General features: G+C 53.3%; 12 protein-coding genes and 1 other RNA gene. 11 read left to right on the top strand and 2 right to left on the bottom strand.

The features are described 5' to 3' along the window. The first annotated feature begins 176 nt into the window (after positions 1–176). The 5 genes from rnr to MKY74_RS02935 all read left to right on the top strand — a co-directional run bounded on the left by rnr (position 177) and on the right by MKY74_RS02935 (position 4,966). Entirely contained in the window at positions 177–2,792 is a 2,616-nt protein-coding gene (gene rnr, locus MKY74_RS02955; protein ID WP_076173151.1) for a ribonuclease R, read from the top strand. Positions 2,793–3,026: 234 nt separating this feature from the next. Next, positions 3,027–3,509 carry an SsrA-binding protein SmpB gene (gene smpB, locus MKY74_RS02950; RefSeq protein ID WP_076173150.1) on the top strand — a complete coding sequence of 161 codons (483 nt, stop codon included), beginning with the start codon at positions 3,027–3,029 and terminating at the stop codon, positions 3,507–3,509. Between the two features lie 232 nt (positions 3,510–3,741). Continuing rightward, positions 3,742–4,108: a transfer-messenger RNA gene (gene ssrA, locus MKY74_RS02945) on the top strand. Between the two features lie 365 nt (positions 4,109–4,473). Then, positions 4,474–4,674, top strand: coding sequence for a cold-shock protein (locus tag MKY74_RS02940; protein ID WP_076173149.1), 201 nt, complete (start codon positions 4,474–4,476; stop codon positions 4,672–4,674). A 28-nt stretch (positions 4,675–4,702) separates the two neighbouring features. Continuing rightward, entirely contained in the window at positions 4,703–4,966 is a 264-nt protein-coding gene (locus MKY74_RS02935; protein WP_373309600.1) for a cold-shock protein, read from the top strand. A gap of 155 nt (positions 4,967–5,121) precedes the next feature. On the opposite strand, the gene MKY74_RS02930 is transcribed toward MKY74_RS02935, so the two are convergent. Further along, on the bottom strand, positions 5,122–5,865 hold the full coding sequence (locus MKY74_RS02930; RefSeq protein ID WP_076173147.1) for an NADPH-dependent oxidoreductase: 744 nt from the start codon (positions 5,863–5,865) through the stop codon (positions 5,122–5,124). Positions 5,866–6,034: 169 nt separating this feature from the next. On the opposite strand from MKY74_RS02930, the gene MKY74_RS02925 reads away from it, so the two are divergent. The 5 genes from MKY74_RS02925 (at position 6,035) to MKY74_RS02905 (ending at position 16,178) form a co-directional block, all read left to right on the top strand. Then, positions 6,035–6,523, top strand: a complete 489-nt coding sequence (locus tag MKY74_RS02925) for a MarR family transcriptional regulator (protein WP_076173146.1) — start codon at positions 6,035–6,037, stop codon at positions 6,521–6,523. Positions 6,524–6,917: 394 nt separating this feature from the next. After that, positions 6,918–10,031: a hybrid sensor histidine kinase/response regulator gene (locus MKY74_RS02920; RefSeq protein WP_167372898.1), complete on the top strand. Its 3,114-nt coding sequence runs from the start codon at positions 6,918–6,920 to the stop codon at positions 10,029–10,031. Next, positions 10,009–11,112 (top strand): response regulator, encoded by a 1,104-nt coding sequence (locus tag MKY74_RS02915; protein WP_076173144.1) that lies wholly within the window; start codon positions 10,009–10,011, stop codon positions 11,110–11,112. Before MKY74_RS02920 ends, MKY74_RS02915 begins: the two co-directional genes overlap by 23 nt. Before the next feature lie 190 nt (positions 11,113–11,302). Then, complete coding sequence (locus MKY74_RS02910) at positions 11,303–13,243, top strand: dockerin type I domain-containing protein (RefSeq protein ID WP_076173143.1); 1,941 nt, start codon at positions 11,303–11,305, stop codon at positions 13,241–13,243. A gap of 4 nt (positions 13,244–13,247) precedes the next feature. Next, positions 13,248–16,178 carry an InlB B-repeat-containing protein gene (locus MKY74_RS02905; protein ID WP_076173142.1) on the top strand — a complete coding sequence of 977 codons (2,931 nt, stop codon included), beginning with the start codon at positions 13,248–13,250 and terminating at the stop codon, positions 16,176–16,178. A gap of 73 nt (positions 16,179–16,251) precedes the next feature. Here the strand turns inward: MKY74_RS02905 and MKY74_RS02900 are convergent, their stop codons facing one another. After that, positions 16,252–17,076 (bottom strand): AraC family transcriptional regulator, encoded by an 825-nt coding sequence (locus tag MKY74_RS02900; RefSeq protein ID WP_076173141.1) that lies wholly within the window; start codon positions 17,074–17,076, stop codon positions 16,252–16,254. Between the two features lie 363 nt (positions 17,077–17,439). Between MKY74_RS02900 and MKY74_RS02895 the strand changes: the two genes are divergently transcribed. After that, positions 17,440–19,623, top strand: coding sequence for an alpha-galactosidase (locus MKY74_RS02895; protein WP_076173140.1), 2,184 nt, complete (start codon positions 17,440–17,442; stop codon positions 19,621–19,623). Positions 19,624–19,685: the final 62 nt, after the last annotated feature.

Genomic DNA, 19,685 nt, shown 5'->3' with positions numbered 1-19,685 from the left:
CGATTGGAAGATGAGCGGAGGTTTTTTAGGTTGATTAAGGCTTACGGGCAGGGATGCAACCGATTAAATTCGTGTATACTAGGGTATGTGTATATTACTGGACAAATACAACAAACGAACGATTACATAGTCACTTGCGGAAGGCATTCCTGCAAGTCACCTGAGGTGATGAAACGATGATTACGGAACAGATGATACTTGATTTGATGCAGGATCCCGAATATAAACCGATGACGTATCAGGAACTGGAACAGCATTTCGCGATTGACGATGCGCTGGATTTCAAGGATTTTCTGAAAACGCTGAACGCGATGGAGGAGGCAGGGACCATCGTGCGGACCCGGTCGGAACGGTACGGCGTGCCGGAACGGCTGGACCTCCTGAAGGGCCGTCTGCAGGCCCATGCGAAAGGCTTTGCATTCCTGATCCCGGAAGACCGGGAGCATCCGGATGTATATATTGGAGCAAATGATATGAAGAGCGCCATGAACGGGGATACCGTTCTGGTGCGGGTTACGGCCAAGAGCCCGGCAGGCGGCAAGCTGGAAGGGGAAGTGGTGCGGATCGTCAACCGGGCCATTACCCAGATCGTCGGGGTCTTCCAAGGGCATGAAGCGTACGGCTTTGTGCTGCCTGACGATAAACGGATCAACCGGGATATTTTTATTCCGAAGGATGCCTTTAACGGGGCGGTCGACGGCGAGAAGGTCGTCGTCAAAATCGTCAATTATCCGGAGGGCCGATCCGCCGCGGAAGGCGAAGTGGTCGAGATTCTCGGGCATAAGGATGATCCGGGTGTTGATATCCTGTCCATTATCCGCAAGCATCAGCTGCCGGAAGCTTTTCCGGAAGAGGTGATGGCAGAGGCGGAGCAGGCACCGGATTCGATCACCGAGGAGGAAATCGTCCAGCAGGGACGGCGTGACCTTCGCGGCAAAACGATCGTCACGATCGACGGAGAGGATGCAAAAGACCTCGACGACGCGGTGAACGTCGAACGTCTGCCGAACGGCAACTTCCTTCTGGGCGTTCATATCGCCGACGTCAGCTACTATGTCCGCGAGAACTCGGAGCTCGATAAAGAGGCGTACAACCGCGGATGCAGCGTCTATTTGGTGGACCGGGTCATCCCGATGCTGCCGCACCGCCTGTCCAACGGCATCTGCTCGCTGAATCCGCAGGTGGACCGCCTGACAATGTCCTGCGAAATGGAATTCGACGAGCATATGAAGCTTGTGAGGCATGACATTTTCACCAGCGTGATCAAGACGAAGGAACGGATGACGTACAACAACGTCCGGAAGATCCTCAACGACGAGGATCCGGAAGTGACGGAGCGGTACAGCTATCTGGTCGACACCTTCAAGCTGATGAAGGAGCTGGCGCTGCGCCTGCGGGCGAGACGGATGAACCGCGGTGCGGTGGACTTCGACTTTGTGGAGTCCAAGGTGATCGTCGATGAGAACGGCAAGCCGGTCGATATCGTGAAGCGCGAGCGCTCGATCGCCGAGCAGATCATCGAGGAGTTCATGCTGGCGGCCAACGAAACAGTGGCCGAGCATTTCTACTGGATGAAGGTGCCTTTTCTGTACCGGATTCACGAAAATCCGGATCCGGAGAAGCTCCAGACGTTCATGGCGTTTGCGGCCAACTTCGGTCACCATGTGAAGGGCCGGGGCAACTCCGTGCATCCACGGGCACTCCAGAGCCTGCTGGAGGACATCCAGGGCACGAAGGAGCAAAAGGTCATCAGCACGGTCATGCTGCGCTCGATGAAGCAGGCGAAATACGATGCGGAAATGTCCGGACACTTTGGACTGGCCGCCGAATACTATTCGCACTTTACGTCTCCGATCCGCCGCTATCCGGACCTGGTCATTCACCGGGTGATCCGGGAAGTGCTGGAGAACAAGGGCGTCCTGCCGGAGAACCGGCTGGAGTACCTGGCTTCCCGGATGGCGGACATCGCCCAGCAGTCCTCCGAGCGTGAGCGTGTGGCGGTGGATGCGGAGCGCGACACGGACCAGCTGAAGAAGGCCGAATACATGCTCGACAAGGTCGGCGAGGAATTCGAAGGCATCATCAGCAGCGTGACGAGCTTCGGCATGTTCATCGAGCTCGAGAACACGGTCGAGGGCCTCATCCGGCTGAGCGCGCTGACGGACGATTACTACCATTTCGATGAGGCCTCCATGGCCCTCATCGGGGAGCGCACGTCACGCGTGTTCCGGATCGGCGACGAAGTGAAGATCCGTGTCGAGCGCGTGAACATGGACGATCACACCATCGACTTCGAGATGGTGGACATGAAGCCGCGCAGCGAAGGCCGGCGCGGCGGAAGCTTTGGCGGCCGTGGTGGCGGCCGCGTGGGCAGAGGCGCCGCCATCCGTGAAGGCGGCGAGAATGGCCGCGGCGGGCGTGGTGCGGCCCGTGGCGGCGGCAAGGGCGCGCGGCCGGGCAAGAGCGCCCGCGAAGGCGGCGCCGGCGCAGCGCAGCAGGGCGCCGCGCGGGAAGGCGGCCGCAGCGGCGAAGCCAAGCGGCCGGTGAGCTTCGGCTTTGGCTCCGGCAAGGGCGGCTACGGCGCCCCGGCGCCTGGCGGAAGCCAGAGCGGCAGTAAGCCGTCCAGCGGCCGCAAGAAGAAAACGTCGCGCAGCGGTATTTTTGTCGGGGACGGGGCGGCAGCCGCCCGTGAAGACAATGCCGGCAGCGGCGAGAGCGTCGTCCGCAAGCGCAAGAAGAAGGGTGCGGCCAAGAATGGCACAGCCGCCTTCGTGCGCAAGAAGAAAAAGTAGAAGGGTTCCTGGGCAGTATCTTTTAAATCAGGCTTCGCCTGAAATGGGCGCCACACCGTGCGCCTTTTCGCCGAAATCTTGATTTTGCCCAGCCCAGTTGATACAATGGATTTCTGGTATACCGGCCGGGTTTGCGGCCTCTAGACGCTCTCTTTAGGGCGCTTGAGCTGCTTCCCCTTGTGCTGTATACTGGAAGTCCATTGCTGTTATAGCAAGTGTGGGAGGAGTGATAGCATGGGTGGTAAGAAGAGTGACGGGAAGGTCCTGGCCCAGAACAAAAAAGCTTCCCATGATTACTTCATCGAGGATACGTACGAAGCCGGCATGGTGCTGACCGGGACCGAGATCAAGTCGATCCGGAACGGACGGGCCAATATCGGGGATGCGTTTGCAACGATCCGCAATGGGGAAATTCATATTCATAACATGCATATCAGCCCGTTTGAGCAGGGCAACCGCTATAATCCGACGGATCCGACGCGGACCCGCAAGCTGCTGATGCACAAGGAACAGATCCACAAGCTGCTGGGACAGACCAAGCAGGAAGGTTACACGATCGTTCCGCTTAAGGTGTATATCCGCAACGGCTATGCGAAGCTGCTGCTCGGCCTTGGCCGCGGTAAGAAGCAGTATGACAAGCGGGAATCGGCCGCTAAACGCGACGCGCAGCGCGACATTCAGCGGGCACTCCGCGAGAAGCAGAAGATCGCGCGTTAATTTGGGGTTATGTGAAGTTACAGGCAAGTTTCACCTGCGTTTCCTTCAACCTCTGTGTCATTTTGGCCGGAATGTGTGATATACTATGTATGTAAGAGGTTATGGCTTGACCGGCCTTTTACGTGACAAATGCTTCTGATCATCCTTTCTTCATGGAGGGGAAGGATGCTGGATAGATTGCTTCTTATGCTTCAACGTTCTAATCTAATCCAATAGAAGCCCTTTTTAATAAGGGGGCGTTCTTGGATTCGACGGGGATAGTTCGAGCATGAGTAGCGGGTAGTGGGGACGCGTCCACTTCATCAACGCTAAAGCCAATAATAACTGGCAAACAACAAACTTCTTACGCTGTAGCAGCTTAATAACCTGCACACGTGCTCTCGCTCTGCATCGCCCATGTGCCGGGATGAGGGCTCAACTTTAGTGGGATACGCTGTCTAGTCTCCGCCTGGGGCTAGCTGAAGAAGACAAACAGGCTGACCCTATCGGGATCCGGTGACGGGGAGCCTGGTAGGGTGACATCAAAACTGTCACTACACCCGTAGAAGCTTATGTGGCGTTATCTTCGGACAGGGGTTCGACTCCCCTCGCCTCCATAACGAGTATCGGAAAGGCGGCCCGTAATGGGTCGCTTTTTTGCATCTCTTTATTTATTGGGATGGCTCACCCAATGTCTCTTGATCAATATTTTTCTCCACTTTAATTGTGGTTTACTTAGTATACTACCCGGGGAAGATTATACAGTGTCATACTGCAGATAAGTTGAGTTCCAATAAAATGGAAGCAAAATTCAAAAAAACTTGTTATTCAACTTCAGTTGTGTTATAGTTAATTTATTGGAATTTCGACCTGAGATCACATATTGTAGAGGGTTAGATTTTGATGATGTAACCTTGTACAATATGTGATTTTTTTTGGAAACTCGAAGATCATGTAAAAAATAGAATTATGGAGGTAATGAACTATGCAACAAGGAACAGTAAAATGGTTTAATGCAGACAAAGGTTTTGGTTTTATCGAGGTTGAAGGCGGAGACGACGTATTTGTACACTTCAGTGCAATCGTGAGCGACGGCTTCAAATCGTTGGATGAAGGTCAAAAAGTTGAATTTAATGTAGTACAAGGCAACCGTGGCCCACAGGCCGAGAATGTTGTAAAACTGTAAGTTTGTAATCAGAAAGGTCCCGCACATCGTGTCGGGGCCTTTTTTACTTAGGACTCCAGGGGAGAAAGAGGGATGCTGCTTGTACTATTCACGGAAAAGACTGATGATCGATCTTCCTGAGGAAATGACAACGATATGGTCGTGCACCAATGAAAAGTGCAACGGATGGATGAGGGATAACTTTGTTTTTCTGATCCAACCGATTTGTGGCCAATGTAACTCCTTCATGGAGAAAAGTGAGAAAATGCTGCCTATTTTAGCCAATACAAGCCCAAATCAGACAAAGCATTAAATAAAGTGAGACCAAGCAATTCATCACGTTGGTCACCATCTATACGCGGAAAAAAGATGGCGCTGTGTTCCGATAGGGGCTCAACTCCCCCTCGTCGATCACGTAAATGAAATCCACAACCTCATGGGGTTGTGGATTTTGCATTTCAGACGAGCCTATTTCAAATCAAACCCTTTGCTCTTCACATACTGCGTATACCCGCCCAGCGGCAAATCCCGATCCAGCTTTGAGATGAATTTCCCGGACCAGCTGACCTTCTGCTTGTTGTTGGTTCGAACGCCATAATACTCTTCTATTTCCCGGTCATACTTATCGACTTGTACCTTAAGATCACGATCATACTGGTTTTCAAAAAATACGGCGGACCGTGGCAGGCGCGGCTTTTGTTCTGGGAATTCATCGGGGACGCCTACCGCAAGACCGACCAAAGGAATGACAAAGTCCGGAAGGTCCAACCATTCGTCCAGCTCAGGCAGAGCACTGTTAATCCCGCCGATAATAACGGCCCCGAGACCCATCGATTGAGCCGCCAAGTTGGCGTTTTGCAGAGCAAGCGCGGCACTTAGCACACTGGTTTGATAAAAATAGGAGTAGTTCAGGTTGCGGCTCATTTTGTCCTGGTAGTCCGGGCCGGCAGCCAGCATCATGCGGTGAAAATCGGCGCAAAAGATAAAAAAGTAGCCGCATTCATCAATCCATGGATTTTCCGAATGCAACGCGATTTTCTTGCGCAATTCCCGATCCGTGACGCCGATGATCGAGAACGGCTGCATATGTGCCGAGGATGGCGCCATTTGCGCCGCTTCGACGATGGCTTCGATTTGCTCGCCGGTTAACGGCGTATTTGTAAACTTGCGGATGGAGCGATGCTGGCGGATCAATTGAATAACCTCATTCATAAAAATTCCTCCCGAATCAATGTGATGTGATTTCTACAGAAGCTGCATGAAGACCACGTTCCAATCAAATGGTTTCCATGGAAACCACAATATCAAGGAAATGATACTTTGTCAAATGGTTTCTGTGGAAACCATGATATAATGAAAAGAAAAAAGGTAGGCTTGCCTTATGCCTGATATGAATGATGATTTGCTTCAGTTCAAAAACCGCATCGAAAAATCCATATACCAGATCCTCGTCAGCGAAGCCGAGGATGACAGCGACCGGCTCTGGCTCATGGAGCGCATTTCCGACGACCGGCTGAAAAAGCTGCTGCCCCGTCTATCCGTCTCAAGCCTGCACGTTCTGGACGTCATCTATGTGAATGATGGCATTAAAGGGATCGATATCGCCCGCGAGATGGGTTTAACAAAAGGCGCCGTCTCCAAAATCACCCGCAAATTGCTGGAGCAGGACCTGATACGAAAAAACCAGCTGCCGGACAACCTGAAAGAAATTTATTACTCTGTGACACCACTTGGCGCCGAACTGGCTGAGCTGCACCGGGTTTTTCACAAGGAGAAGGATCATAAAGCGATGGAACTGTTGGCTAGTTTCGACGAGGCATCGCTGGAAATCGTGGCAGACTTTCTGGAGAAGCTGGCCCGTCTGCGGTAGATGGCGTAATTCAAAGCTGGCAGGGAGTGGCTGTCGTTGAGCGTATCGATCAGTATTTTCCGAGGATTATAACTTTAAGCCGCCACGGATCGCTTCCAACTAAAAACCCAGCCTTTGGGGGCTGGGTCTATTTGTGTGCAACGTTTATATACAAAGAAGAAGTAAATCTATAATTGGCATTCTCATCCGTTTGATGAACACTAAAAAAATATTTAACTCTGTATAAAATAATACCTTGTCGTGCCATCCCGGACAGAGCATACTTTTGGCAATGCAAGCAAAGGCGCGGGACATATACAACAAAACCGTAGCGCCGTGGTATGATAACCTTAACCATACCAAATTGGAAATAAAAGGGTTATTTTTCTCCTACGACAGGAAGGAATTACAGCTTATGAAAAGGCAATTGTCAGGTCTGATCGCAATGGTGCTGGTTTTTACCGTCGCTACCTCGATCTTTATTTATGAGTGGCTTCACCCAAATGTCAACTACCCGGAGGCGCGGGAAGGCGTGCTGGACGCCAGAGACTGGGACTTTTCGCAGCAGGGGATCATTCCGCTTCGAGGGGAATGGGAATTTTACAAGGACCAACTGCTAACGCCCCAGGACTTCGCTGATCAGGGAGCGGACCAGCAAACGGAGCGTCGTTTTCTCCAGGTACCCGGAGGATGGAAGGGGAAAGTATCGGACGATGGGTACGGCACGGGAACGTACCGGCTGCGCCTGCTGGTAAGCGACCTTGGCGATTACAGCCTTCGGGCTAAAAAGATTCGGATGTCGAGCCACATTTACATGGACGGGCAAGAGCTTGGCGGTACCGGACAAACCGCCTTGTCTGCCACCGGCTTTGTGCCCAGCAATTTTCCGTTCTTCGGAACAGTTGAAGTGAAGGACCAAACGATCGAAGTTATCATCCAGGTGGCGAGCTACAACAATGTGCAAGGCGGACTTGTGCAGGCTCCTGAATTTGGACGGACAGCCGATGTGCTGACCCGCCGGGACAACGCCCGTATGGCCGATGTGATCGTCATTACGACACTTCTGGTTTTTGGTATTTACTTTGCGGGCATGTTTAGACAGTGGCGGCGGGAGCCGTATCTGATTTTCTTCAGCTTGTTCTGTTGGGCGCTGGGGATTTTTTTCAGCATCGATAACGAAATCGTTATGGCGAACCTGGTTCCTTCCATGTCCTATCTTTTGCTGCAGAAGCTGTTGTTCATCCTTCCTTACTTGGCCATTTTGTTCTTCATTCACTATGTGCGCCTTTATCTAAGTGACAGGAGCGGGCACTGGTTCAAGGGATTTCGCTGGGTTTCCTACGTATATCTGGCTCTGCTCAGCCTGCTCCCGAATGATCGTCTGCTGGTTCTGCTGTGGCCCGGTGTTTTATTGCAGGTTGTGGCTTTCGGTTTCATTTTCACCTCAATTTTTCGCAATCGCCATCATGGGGTGCGGATCTATTATATTTTGCTCGGCGCCTTCTTTTTGATCATTAGTTGGATCTTTGCCCAGACCCGTTATCAGCTGGCGCTGGATAGTCCCTATTACATTATCGTCACGCTGCTGCTGGTCGTGCTGTCGCAATCGTTCCTCATGACGGATCGGATTCGCGGAGCTTTCCTGCGGAGTGAACGTTTGGCTCAGCAGCTGCTGGTCCATGACCGGCAAAAGGATGAATTTTTGGCGAAAACATCACATGAGCTGCGTACGCCCTTGCACGGCATCATCAATCTGTCGGAGACGCTGCTGGAAAACAAGACGACACCGCTTGCAGCGGAGCACCGTGAGAACATCAGGCTGCTGCATCTGATCGGGCGGCGGCTTGCCGGACTGGTTAATGACATCCTTGATATGAACCGGATTCGGTACGGTCAGCTCGATGTGCAGCCGAAGCCGGTCGATCTGTACGTGTCGACTCGCTTTGTCATGGAAACGTTGTCGATTGCGCCCATCAAGAATGGCGTCCGGCTTGCGGACGAGCTGCCTCCCGCGCTCCCCCTTGTCCTGGCAGATGAGAACCGGCTGCGGCAGATTTTGCACAATCTGCTCGAGAACGGATTAAAGTACACCGATAGGGGAACCGTCTCGATCTCGGCCGAAAGGCGGGGGGAGCTGCTGGCTGTTTCAGTAAGCGATACGGGGAGGGGGATCCCGGAAGAAGTCATGGACGATTTGTTTCAACCGTTCTTCCAGCATGACGAGGAAGGCTCCCATTCGCGTGATGGCATCGGGCTGGGGCTTAGCATTTCGAAGCAGCTGGTCGAGCTGCAGGGTGGTCAGATGCAGGTGGAATCCGAAGTGGGCCGGGGATCCCGGTTCACGTTTACATTGCCAATTGCCTGGAGCGGAGAGCATGAAGCGGCAGCGGCGGCGGAAAACGCCACAGCCCAAGCATATGCAGGGGATCGGCAGTACCCGGAGTACGGGAGAGGGAGATACACAGTACAACGAGATGACAAAGAATCTCCGCTGCCTCCCCAATCTACGCCAAGCGGACAGAAGGAGTTGTTCCATGTTCTCATCGTCGACGATGAGCCTTCCAACCTGAAGGTGGCCACGGACGCGATCGGCTCCATGGGACATGCCTATACAACCGCGGCCGGCGGGGCAGAGGCAATGGAGGCCCTTCGGCAAAGAAAACCCGATCTGGTGCTGCTCGACTTGATGATGCCCGGCGTATCGGGGCTCGACATTTGCCGGGAAATCCGCTCTCTGCACGGGCTGGCCGAGCTTCCGGTACTGATGCTGACCGCCTCGGGGCAGACACGCGATACTCTGGCGGCCTTTGCGGCGGGGGCAAACGACATTTTGCATAAGCCTTTTGAACTGGCGGAGCTTCGGGCCCGGGCACAGTCGCTGCTGGCGATGAAAAGCTCCTCTGAGCGCGCGGTGCGCCGGGAGATGGACTTCTTGCAGGCACAAATTCCCCCGCATTTTCTGTACAACAGCCTGAATGCCTTGGTTGGGCTTAGCTACAAAAATGTGGAGAAGCTGCGGGAAACGATTCACCATTTAACCACCTACCTGCGCGCCAAGTTTACGTTCGTTTTTCACGGAGATGAAGTTCCGCTGGAGCGGGAATTGGAGCTGGTTCGCGCTTATCTGGCGATTGAGCAGCTTCGATTCGGTCAACGGTTGGCCGTACGCTATACGATCGACGAGAACGCCCACTGCCTCCTGCCCCCGCTCACCCTTCAGCCTATTGTTGAAAATGCCGTCCGCCACGGGATCGGGCAAAAGCCCGAGGGAGGGACCGTGGACATCATCATTCGCCCTGCGGACAGGGGCGTCGAAATCATCGTCGAAGATGACGGGGCTGGAATGGATGAAGGTACGGTAAGATTGCTGGAGCAAGGAAAGGCTGGAGGAATCGGCATCGGCAATGTGAACCGGCGGCTGCAAATGAGGTACGGGCGAAGTCTGGAAATTCACAGCCGCCCGGGCAAAGGAACGAGAATAACGATTTTTTTGACGGAGGAGCGTTATGTGGAGAGCCATTCTGATTGACGATGAGGAGATCGCGCTTGACGTCATGGATATTATGCTGAATAGGGTTGGCGGGGTGAAGGTCGTCGGCAGATTTCAACTGGCTGGCGAAGCGCTGGCACAATGCGGCGCCCTTCAGCCGGATTTAATCTTTCTGGATATCGAGATGCCTGGGGTGAGCGGGCTCGATGCTGCAGGAGAGCTGGCTGCGAGCTGTCCGGATGCGGAAATCGTCTTTGTCACAGCCCATGATCAATATGCGATCGATGCATATGACACCGAAGCCATCGGATATTTGCTGAAACCCGTCGCGGAGGACAAGCTTGTTAGGGTATTGTCCCGCTATGCGAATCGGCAAGCTAAAAAGAAAAACCGTAGCAGCGATAATTCTGTCGTAGGGTCGCCGAGTGCCGCCGGTTCGGCAGCTGAGCCGGGAAACCGTGCGGAAGATAAGCCGGCACTGTCGCTCAAAGTGCTGGGCAGTATGGAACTGTATGCTCCGGACGGCCGGCTGTTGACATGGCGCACCAAGAAAACAAAGGAATTGTTCGCATTTCTCTGGCATCACCGGAGGCAGCCGGTATACAAATACGCCATCCTGGAGTATTTATGGCCGGATGATCCGGCGGAGCGGGGGCAAAAGCTGCTGCATACCTCACTCTATTATTTGCGGAGCTTGTTTAAGTCGGTTGGATATGAAGCGGTTGTGAAGTACGGAGATGATCGGTACTGGATTGATGCGTCGTCTGTTCGCAGCGATCTGGAAGATCTGCTTGGGGGATTGGAGCAGGGAGTAGCTGGAGCCGGCATCAAGGACATCCTTCAGCTATATGCCGGCGACTATTTGGAGATGGAGTATTACGATTGGGCAAGCGCCTATCGGATCGAGCTTCGCACTACCCTGTTGTCAACGATGATTGCAGCCTTGGACCAGGCAGCGGATGAATCCCGCATGCTGATCCTCTGGAAGCTGATCGAAGTGGAGCCAAGCCAAGGGCACTATTATGATTTGTTGGCGGATGTGTTAAGCAGGGCTGGGGATCAGGCTGGCGTCCGCCGGGTGCATGCCATGAAGGAGCAGGTGCGTTTAGACGAAGGTTAGAACGATAGAGTAATCGCTAAAAATGTCGAAAAACGGTCTTCAGACATGGGTCTGGAGGCCGTTTTTTGTCGTTTTTTGGGAGTAATGTTGTGAAAATGTTGAGAGCAGCTTGTTACAATGGGACGCAGAGCAGGAGACCTCATGACCATGAGGTCCTGTATTATACAAATTCAGAAAGAGGGGGTCAGAAATGAACGGACAGAAGAGGAACAACACCACTGGCAGGGCGGTCATATCCGTCGTTATAAGCCTGATCATGTTGTTCGGGGCGATTCTCCAACTATTGGTGGTGCCGGGACAAGCTTCCGCCGCCCCGGGAGTCGTATGGGAACCGATCGATGGAGGTGGGCTCAGGGCGGATGCGAGTGCAAACTCCAGCTCGAGGGACCCGAGCATCGCGACTTGGAACAACCATTTGTATGCTGCGTGGCCGCATCAAAAGGGCGGCTTCGGGCAACCGGAAATAAGAGTTATGCAGTGGGACGGCAGCGATTGGTCGCCGGCTGATGACGGGAGCGGTCTGAACTTTGGATCCAACAGCAGTGCAAGCAATCCTTCTCTTGCAGTATACAAAGGCTGTTTGTACGCCATCTGGTCGGAAAGGACTTCATCATCGGTCCCCCAGATTAGAGTCAAGAAAAATTGTGGAGACGGAGGCGGATGGGTTTCGACAAGCGGAAACGATCCGGTAAGCGGCAGCGGCAGAGGTGAAATGCCGGTGCTCCTCGTTTATCACGACGATTTGTATGCGACTTGGATAGGTACTTCGGACGGGAGTCCGGGCCGAAAAATTCAAGTGAAAAAATTTGACGGCAGCGTCTGGACCAACGAAGCGGTGGATATGACGTTCGTTCCTAACGGAACGGTATTTGGGCCGCGGCTCGCAGTCTATCAAGACGAGCTTTATTTAACGTGGAGCGAGCAAATGGTGGACAGCCCATATTACTCTTATATTCCTGTCATGAAAAGAACGGTCAACAGTGCAGGAAAGGTCACTTGGGCGAACGTATCGGGGAACTCGGGGATTACGAATACGACGACATCGGCAGGAAGCCCGGTTCTGCAAGCCTATAACGGGCTGCTATACGCGGTATGGAGGGATAACAATCCTGCGCAGTTGAAGGTAAGCAGCTTCGATGGAAGCACCTGGAGCCCTGTCGGCAGCGGGAATTTGGATAAACCGGAGGGGGTTCAATCGCAAAGCCCGAATTTATTTGTATACAATCAGAAGCTGGTTGCCGTTTGGAACGATGTGAAGTCGCAAGGGTTCCAGTGGAAACAACGGGTCGAGGAATACGACGGCACGAATTGGAGCTCGGCGGACCAGGGACTGGCGGGCACGAATCTCGGCAACGTTACTTCTTTTGCCACATTGAACAATGCAATGTATCTGGCCTGGTCCGACGTCTCGAAAATTTATGTGTCTGAGCGTCGGGAGCCGCCCGCGGCCCCTACAGGATTACAAGCCGTTGCAGGAAATAAGGAAGCGGAGCTTAGCTGGAATTTGGGGAGCGGGGTTGCGAATTACAAGATTTATCAAGGTACCGCCAGTGGGGTGTACCGCCCCGATCCGATCGCGACGGTAGATGGCACGACCGGTCATTATAAAGTTCAGGGGCTTGAGGGTGGAAAGACCTACTACTTCGTCGTGACGGCCGTTAACGGTAATGGGGAGAGCTCCTTCTCGGTGGAAGCGAGCGCACAGCTTACAAAGCAGCTGGCGACGGTGAGCTACGTGCCTGGAGATCACGGCACGATTAGCCGCACGAGCGAGCAGGTAGAGATCGGCGGGCATCCGGCATCGGTACCAACGGTTACGCCTGATGAGGGGTACCATTTTGCAGGATGGAGCAGCGATGGTGGCATTACGAAGTTCAGCAGTCAAGAGATAGCGGCTTCGACTGTGACGGCTGATGTGACGTATACCGCGTATTACACGGCGTTTGTCATGGGAGACGCGGATGGTGACGGCAAGGTGACGGCTGCGGACGCGCTTCTGTTAAGCAAATATATCAAAGGCAAAATTACGCTCACGCCGGAGCAATTGCAGGCGCTCGACATGAACGGCGACGGAAAATGGGACGATGAGGATGTCAAAGCGATTCTTGCCGTCTCCGTAGGAAAGGGGTGATTCTATGCGTTGGAAAAAATGGGTTTCGACAATGATGGTGGCTGTTATGCTTCTGCCTTTCGGAACGATGGGCTATGCCGAATCGGATACAGCTTCGAACTCGATGAGAGTAAGCAGTGAAGAGGGGTATGCCGGAGAGTCTGTGGACGTTTCGGTGTTTTTGACACCGGAGGACTTGATCAATCAATACGATATTTCGATCGGTTTCGATGCGGCTTCACTCGAACTGGTGCCTGGGAACGAAGTTACGGATGAATTGGATGTCCCTTCAAATGGGGGAAGCTTTGAAACGGATTTCTCCAGCAATGGGACAATCCAGGTAAAAGCCAATCCGGTTTTGATTATGGATGAGACAAAGGCGCTCACCCTTCATTTTAAAATCAAGGATTCTGTAGAGCCTGGTGATTTGGACCTGACCGTGCTCAAGCACGATCTCTACGAAGGTAATGAGATTGCCTCCACAACGGTGGAACCGGGCAAAATCACCGTAAAGGCAGCGAGTGCTAAACACACCGTGACGTTCGATTCACAGGGAGGCAGCGCGGTTGAGCCAGCTACCGGTGTGGTCAGCGGCACGATGATCAGCGAACCCCCGGCCCCGACAAAGGAGGGTTTTACCTTTGCAGGCTGGTACAAAGATACGCTTGGGACCGATGCGTGGAACTTTGCGACGGATGTGGTGACGTCCGATATGATGCTGTACGCGAAATGGATACCGGCCGCACAGGAGCAATATACAGTGACGTTCGACTCGCAGGGAGGCAGCGTAATTGAGCCTGCGACAGGCGTGGTCAGCGGCACGAAGATCGCCGAACCGCCGGCCCCGACGAAGGCAGGTTACACGTTCGAAGGCTGGTATAAGGATGCGGCTGGGACAGACGGGTGGAAATTCGCAGAGGATGCGGTAACGTCCGATGTAACGCTGTACGCGAAGTGGATGCGGCACGCGGTGCAGATTCAGATCGGCTCGGTGGACGGAACGCCGGGGTCTACGGTGGACGTACCGGTCACGGTGGCCGACTCCACCTATGGAATAGCAGCTTACGGCGTACAGCTTGATTTTGACACGGAGGGATTGGAGGTAACTCGCGTTACAGGAAATGCGGGAGATTACTTCGACTCCAATTACGATAACGACTCAGGCTGGCTCAAAACGGCATGGGTAGACAGCGATGCGGGCGATACGCCGATCAAGGCCGGAGATAAGCTGTTTACCGTGAGCTTCAAAATTAAGAGCGGGTCAGAGCTAGGCGTTAAGAAACTGACGGTGCAAACTGGAGAGCCGACGCTTTTCTCGATCTTGGATGCATTCGGGGCTGAGATGGACAAAACGTTAACCCCTGGCAAGGTAACGGTCAAAGAGGGACCGGTGCAGCACACCGTGACGTTCGATTCACAGGGAGGCAGTGCAGTTTCCAGCATCACCAATGTGGACAGCGGCACGATGATCAGCGCTCCGCCAGCGCCGACGAGAGCGGGCTACACATTCGCAGGATGGTATAAAGAGGCAGCGGGAATCAACGCTTGGAACTTCGCTGCGGATACGGTCACGTCCGATATGACGCTGTATGCGAAGTGGACGAGCAATGGTTCAAACGGTTCGAACAACTCGAACAATTCGAATAGCTCGGGTACGCCATCCATTCCAAGCACGACGACCCCTGAGAAGCCAGCCGGTCTCCAAGTCATTGTCGACGGAGTCGTGAAAGACCAAATTGCTGCTGGTTCGACCACTAAGGAGAACGGCAAATCGGTACTGACGGCGACAATCGACCCATCTAAGCTGGCTGATCAGCTCAAGCAGGCGGCAGATAAGTCCACTGTAGTTATTCCCGTAACCGCCAGTGTGGACAAGGTATCGGTGGTTCTGACAGGTGAAGCGGTGAAGAGTATGGAAAACAAGCAAGCGGTGTTGGAGATACAGACGCCAAGCGGTACCTACAAACTGCCTGCCGGGCAAATCGCCATCGACAAGGTTTCCTCTAAACTGGGCGTACAGCTCAAGCTTTCAGATATTGTCGTTCATGTGGAGATTACCAAGAGCGGTGAGGCTGTGGCGGTTCTTGCTGAAACTGCAGCGGCCCAAGGAAATTTTGAGGTTGCGGCTCCGCCTGTCGCTTTTGATGTAACGGCTTCCTACAATGGTAAAACAGTAAGCGTCGAGCAGTTCAGCAGCTACGTGGAGCGCGAAATTCCGCTTCCCGCCGGCGTTGATCCGAGCAAGGTGACAACGGCAGCTGTGCTGAACACGAACGGAAGCGTACGTCACGTCCCTACCTATATCACGACTCGTGATGGGAAGCATTATGCGGTCGTGAATAGTTTGACCAATAGCGACTACTTCCTGATCTGGAATGCAAAAACATTCGCGGATGTGGAAGGGCATTGGTCGAAGCAGGCCGTAAATGACATGGCTTCTCGTATGATTGTCAAAGGTAGCGATGAGAACCATTATAATCCCGATGCGGTTATAACACGTGCGGAGCTCGCAGCCATCGTGGTCCGGGCGTTAGGCTTGTCCGACAACGGCAGCGGCACCACGTTCAGCGATGTCAATTCTGCTGATTGGTATGCTGGCGCTGTAGCCAAGTCTGTGGAATACGGCTTGATCGAAGGCTACGACAACCGGACGTTTGCTCCGAACCGGACGATTACCCGGCAGGAAGCGTTGGTGATCATGTCCCGGGCGATGAAGCTGGCGGGTCTTGAAGCCGACGGAATCGATGCGGAGTCCCTGCTGTCTTCGTTTGCAGACCGGACAGCGGTCGCTTCCTGGGCAAAGCCAGCCATGGCCGCAGCCGTGAAGAACGGCCTCGTGGAAGGATCTGCAGGGGGCTTGAACCCGATCGGCAACCTGACCCGAGCTGAAACTGCGGCGATTGTACAGCGGTTTTTGATCAAGGCCAACCTTATCGATAGCCGGAACGCCAACTAGTTAAGCTGGCGAAAAGGCTTAAAAAAACCAGCCTCTCCTCCTTATCACTTGGAAGGGAAGGCTGGTTTTGTCTTTATGTTAATGCAGTGGCAGACCGATAATGTTTCGGCGAGGCCCCCTTCACCTTTTTGAACATTTTGGAGAAGAGCAGCGGGTCGGTATAGCCGACCGAGCGGGCGATATCGCCGATTGAAAGATCTGTGTTTCCCAGCATTTTAGCCGCCATATCCATTCTGTAGCGAATCAGGTAATCCTGAATGCTTATGTTCATTTGCTGTTTGAATAACGAGCATAAATAGCTTCGATTAAGCCCAATCAAATGCGCGATGTCCTCAATAGTAATTTTTTGAGAAAAGTTCATTTCGATAAAATCGATCACTTGCTCCACGTAAACCTCAGCCCGGCTTTCCCTTTGAACGGTGGGCGTTTCCGGACCGGATTCCACTAGCAGAGATAACATCAAATACAGCAGCCCCGTTAGTCTGGTTTCCCGGGCTTTATGGCTTTGTCTCGACTGGGCCATCAATTGCAAATACTGATAGATCATATCATCTCGATCATAATGCAGAATTGGAGATGAAGGGGTTAGCCCTGCTTGCATAAGGAGGGGTTCAGCCAGCGTGCCGTTAAAACCAACCCAGCCGTATGACCAAGGGTTAACTTCGTCGGCTTGATAATAGGTAACGATATGGGGACAAATCAGAAACCCCTGTCCTTTTCGAAGGTGGTGCCTCACTCCCCCTACCTCAAAAATCCCCTCCCCTTTGAATATATAATGGAGCAAATAGTGAGTTCTTACGGCGGGCCCAAAATAATGACCGGATATACAATCCTCCATGCCAAACTGCGTCAGATGCAGCTCGGTGTGCTGTTTACTTCGCGGCAGATACTCTAACACAAGAAAATCCCATCCCCTTAAAAATAGAATAGCTATATAGATGAACTAAAGAAATAATTGTTAATGGCCTCTACTAAAACTTGTTCAATATACCTAGCATAATAACATAACCAGTGAGCACCATGCCATGTACGACCTATCGTATGATCATATATGATTTTTGTATATAAGCCTGTATTTCTGGAATCGTAGATCAATCCTAAAGCCATGTTTCAAAGATAGGTTGAATACAAAGATGCCGGAGCATTGCCCCGGATGGCGGAGATGTAATGGTTCATAGATACGGATATGGCACAAGCCATTTTCTAGACCATGCTACGATGCATGAAGTACCGATGGGCAGGAAAGAAGGGATGTTTACCAATGGGCGTAATCGTTCAAGAGCAAGCAGGGTTGTTTCATCTGCAGTCGTCCGGCATGAGCTATTTGATTCAGATCGTGGACGGTTATCCTGTACATGGATATTGGGGAGAGAGACTGAAGCATCGGGAAACGATGGGCGATCTCCTGATACACACTCCCGCGAGGGCCGGGCTTGACCGGCTGCCGCAGGAATACCCGCAGTACGGCAGCGGAGACTTCCGGAATCCGGCGTACCAGGCCGAACTGGAGGATGGGACGAGGATTACGGAGCTCAAGTACGACGGTTACCGGATCCTAAAGGGAAAGCCGCCATTAAGCGGACTTCCGGCCGTTTATACGGAGGACGAGTCCGAAGCAGAGACGCTCGAGCTGGTATTAAAAGATGCCTACTCGGGACTTAAGGTTGTCCTGCTTTATTCCATCTTCACGGCTCGCAATGTGATCATTCGGTCAGCTCGTTTGATCAACGAAGGGGACAAGAAGCTTCGGCTTCGCCGTGCCCTTAGTGCCAGCGTCGATTTCTCCGGTCATAGCGATTTGGAGATGGTGTACCTTTCCGGGGCGTGGGCCCGGGAAGGAAATATGAAGCGAAGACCGCTTGAACAAGGCGAAACCCGGATCGACAGCAAAAGGGGCATGAGCAGCCACCAGTTTAACCCTTTTGCGTCTCTGGTCACACCTGAAACGACGGAACGACATGGGGAAGCTTTTGGCTTTAGCTTGGTGTACAGCGGCGGATTTGAAGCAGGGGCGGAAGTAGATTCCTTCGGCTCCACAAGGTTTAGCATTGGCATGAACTCTTTTGATTTCGCGTGGCAGCTGAATCCGGGGGAGAGCTTCCAGACGCCGGAAGCGGTCATGGTGTACTCCGCGCAAGGATTGGGAGAGATGTCGCGGACGTATCACCGCCTGTACCGGACCCGGCTGTGCCGGGGGAAATACCGGGACGAAGAACGGCCGATCCTGGTCAATAACTGGGAGGCCACCTATTTCGACTTCAATGCGGACAAGCTGGTTTCGATTGCGGAAGAGGGGGCCAAGCTGGGCATTGAGCTGTTTGTCTTGGATGACGGCTGGTTTGGCAAACGGGATGCGGACAATTCGTCGCTGGGGGATTGGTACGAGGACCGCCGGAAGCTGCCGGACGGACTGGCGGATGTCGCGGAGCGCATCAACCGGCTGGGCCTGAAATTCGGGCTTTGGTTCGAACCCGAGATGATATCGCCGGACAGTGAGCTGTACCGGAAGCATCCGGACTGGTGCCTTCACGTCCCGGGGCGTAGACGCAGCGAAGCCAGGTGGCAGCTGGTGCTGGACTACACGCGCCAGGAAGTGAGGGATTACATCTATGACTCGCTCTCTGCGATTTTCTCCACCGTGCCGGTTGCTTACGTGAAATGGGACATGAACCGCGCTTTGACGGAAATCGGATCAGCTGCCCTGCCGCCGGAGCGCCAAGCTGAGACTGCTCACCGCTATGTTCTTGGGTTGTACGAGCTGCTTGAGCGCATCACCACTGATTTTCCGCATATTTTGTTCGAGAGCTGCTCCAGCGGCGGTGGACGCTTTGATCCCGGCATGCTGTATTACATGCCTCAAACCTGGACCAGCGATAATACCGATGCGGTGGAACGGCTGAAGATTCAGTACGGGACCAGCCTCGTCTACCCCGTAAGTGCCATCGGAGCGCATGTGTCGGCGGTTCCGAACCATCAGGTCGGGCGGATCACACCGCTTGATTTTCGCGGCAATGTCGCCATGTCGGGAAATTTCGGATATGAGCTGGATCTCACCAAATTTACCGATGACGAAAAGGAGACGGTCAAACGCCAAGTCGCCGCCTACAAGCAGATCCGCGGTTTGGTGCAGCAAGGCGACTTGTACCGTCTGAAAAGTCCGTTCGAAGGGAACGAGTCGGCGTGGATGTTCGTTTCGGAGGATCAAAGGGCTGCCTTGGTCTACGCTTTTCAAGTGATGGCCGTGCCGAACGCACCCCAGCGGACCTTGCGCCTGGACGGACTTGACCCAGAACTGGAATACGAAGTGGAGCCCGGAACCGGCGGGGAGATTTCGATCTTTGGGGGAGACCGGCTGATGCAGCTCGGTTTGCCCCTTGCCTACGAGCATAAAGATTATCAAAGCCGATGGTTTAGACTGCGGGCCCTCAAGCCTGGCAAGGCGTAACGATTGATCTGAGCCCGAAAGAGCATCCATGGATGGAGTTTAAGCCCCTTTTTTAAGCGAAA

The sequence above is a fragment of the Paenibacillus sp. FSL R5-0378 genome, assembly GCF_038009285.1.
Taxonomy (GTDB): domain Bacteria; phylum Bacillota; class Bacilli; order Paenibacillales; family Paenibacillaceae; genus Paenibacillus_AQ; species Paenibacillus_AQ favisporus.
The sequence above is the reverse complement of the archived record's forward strand: the minus strand, read 5'-3'. Positions and strand labels throughout refer to the sequence as shown.

Excerpts from the sequence above, each read along its gene's own strand:
- rnr (WP_076173151.1), top strand. The coding sequence starts at position 177 with ATGATTACGGAACAGATGATACTTGATTTGATGCAGGATCCCGAATAT.
- smpB (WP_076173150.1), top strand. The coding sequence starts at position 3,027 with ATGGGTGGTAAGAAGAGTGACGGGAAGGTCCTGGCCCAGAACAAAAAA.
- MKY74_RS02940 (WP_076173149.1), top strand. The coding sequence starts at position 4,474 with ATGCAACAAGGAACAGTAAAATGGTTTAATGCAGACAAAGGTTTTGGT.
- MKY74_RS02930 (WP_076173147.1), bottom strand. The coding sequence starts at position 5,865 with ATGAATGAGGTTATTCAATTGATCCGCCAGCATCGCTCCATCCGCAAG.
- MKY74_RS02925 (WP_076173146.1), top strand. The coding sequence starts at position 6,035 with ATGCCTGATATGAATGATGATTTGCTTCAGTTCAAAAACCGCATCGAA.
- MKY74_RS02920 (WP_167372898.1), top strand. The coding sequence starts at position 6,918 with ATGAAAAGGCAATTGTCAGGTCTGATCGCAATGGTGCTGGTTTTTACC.
- MKY74_RS02915 (WP_076173144.1), top strand. The coding sequence starts at position 10,009 with ATGTGGAGAGCCATTCTGATTGACGATGAGGAGATCGCGCTTGACGTC.
- MKY74_RS02910 (WP_076173143.1), top strand. The coding sequence starts at position 11,303 with ATGAACGGACAGAAGAGGAACAACACCACTGGCAGGGCGGTCATATCC.
- MKY74_RS02905 (WP_076173142.1), top strand. The coding sequence starts at position 13,248 with ATGCGTTGGAAAAAATGGGTTTCGACAATGATGGTGGCTGTTATGCTT.
- MKY74_RS02895 (WP_076173140.1), top strand. The coding sequence starts at position 17,440 with ATGGGCGTAATCGTTCAAGAGCAAGCAGGGTTGTTTCATCTGCAGTCG.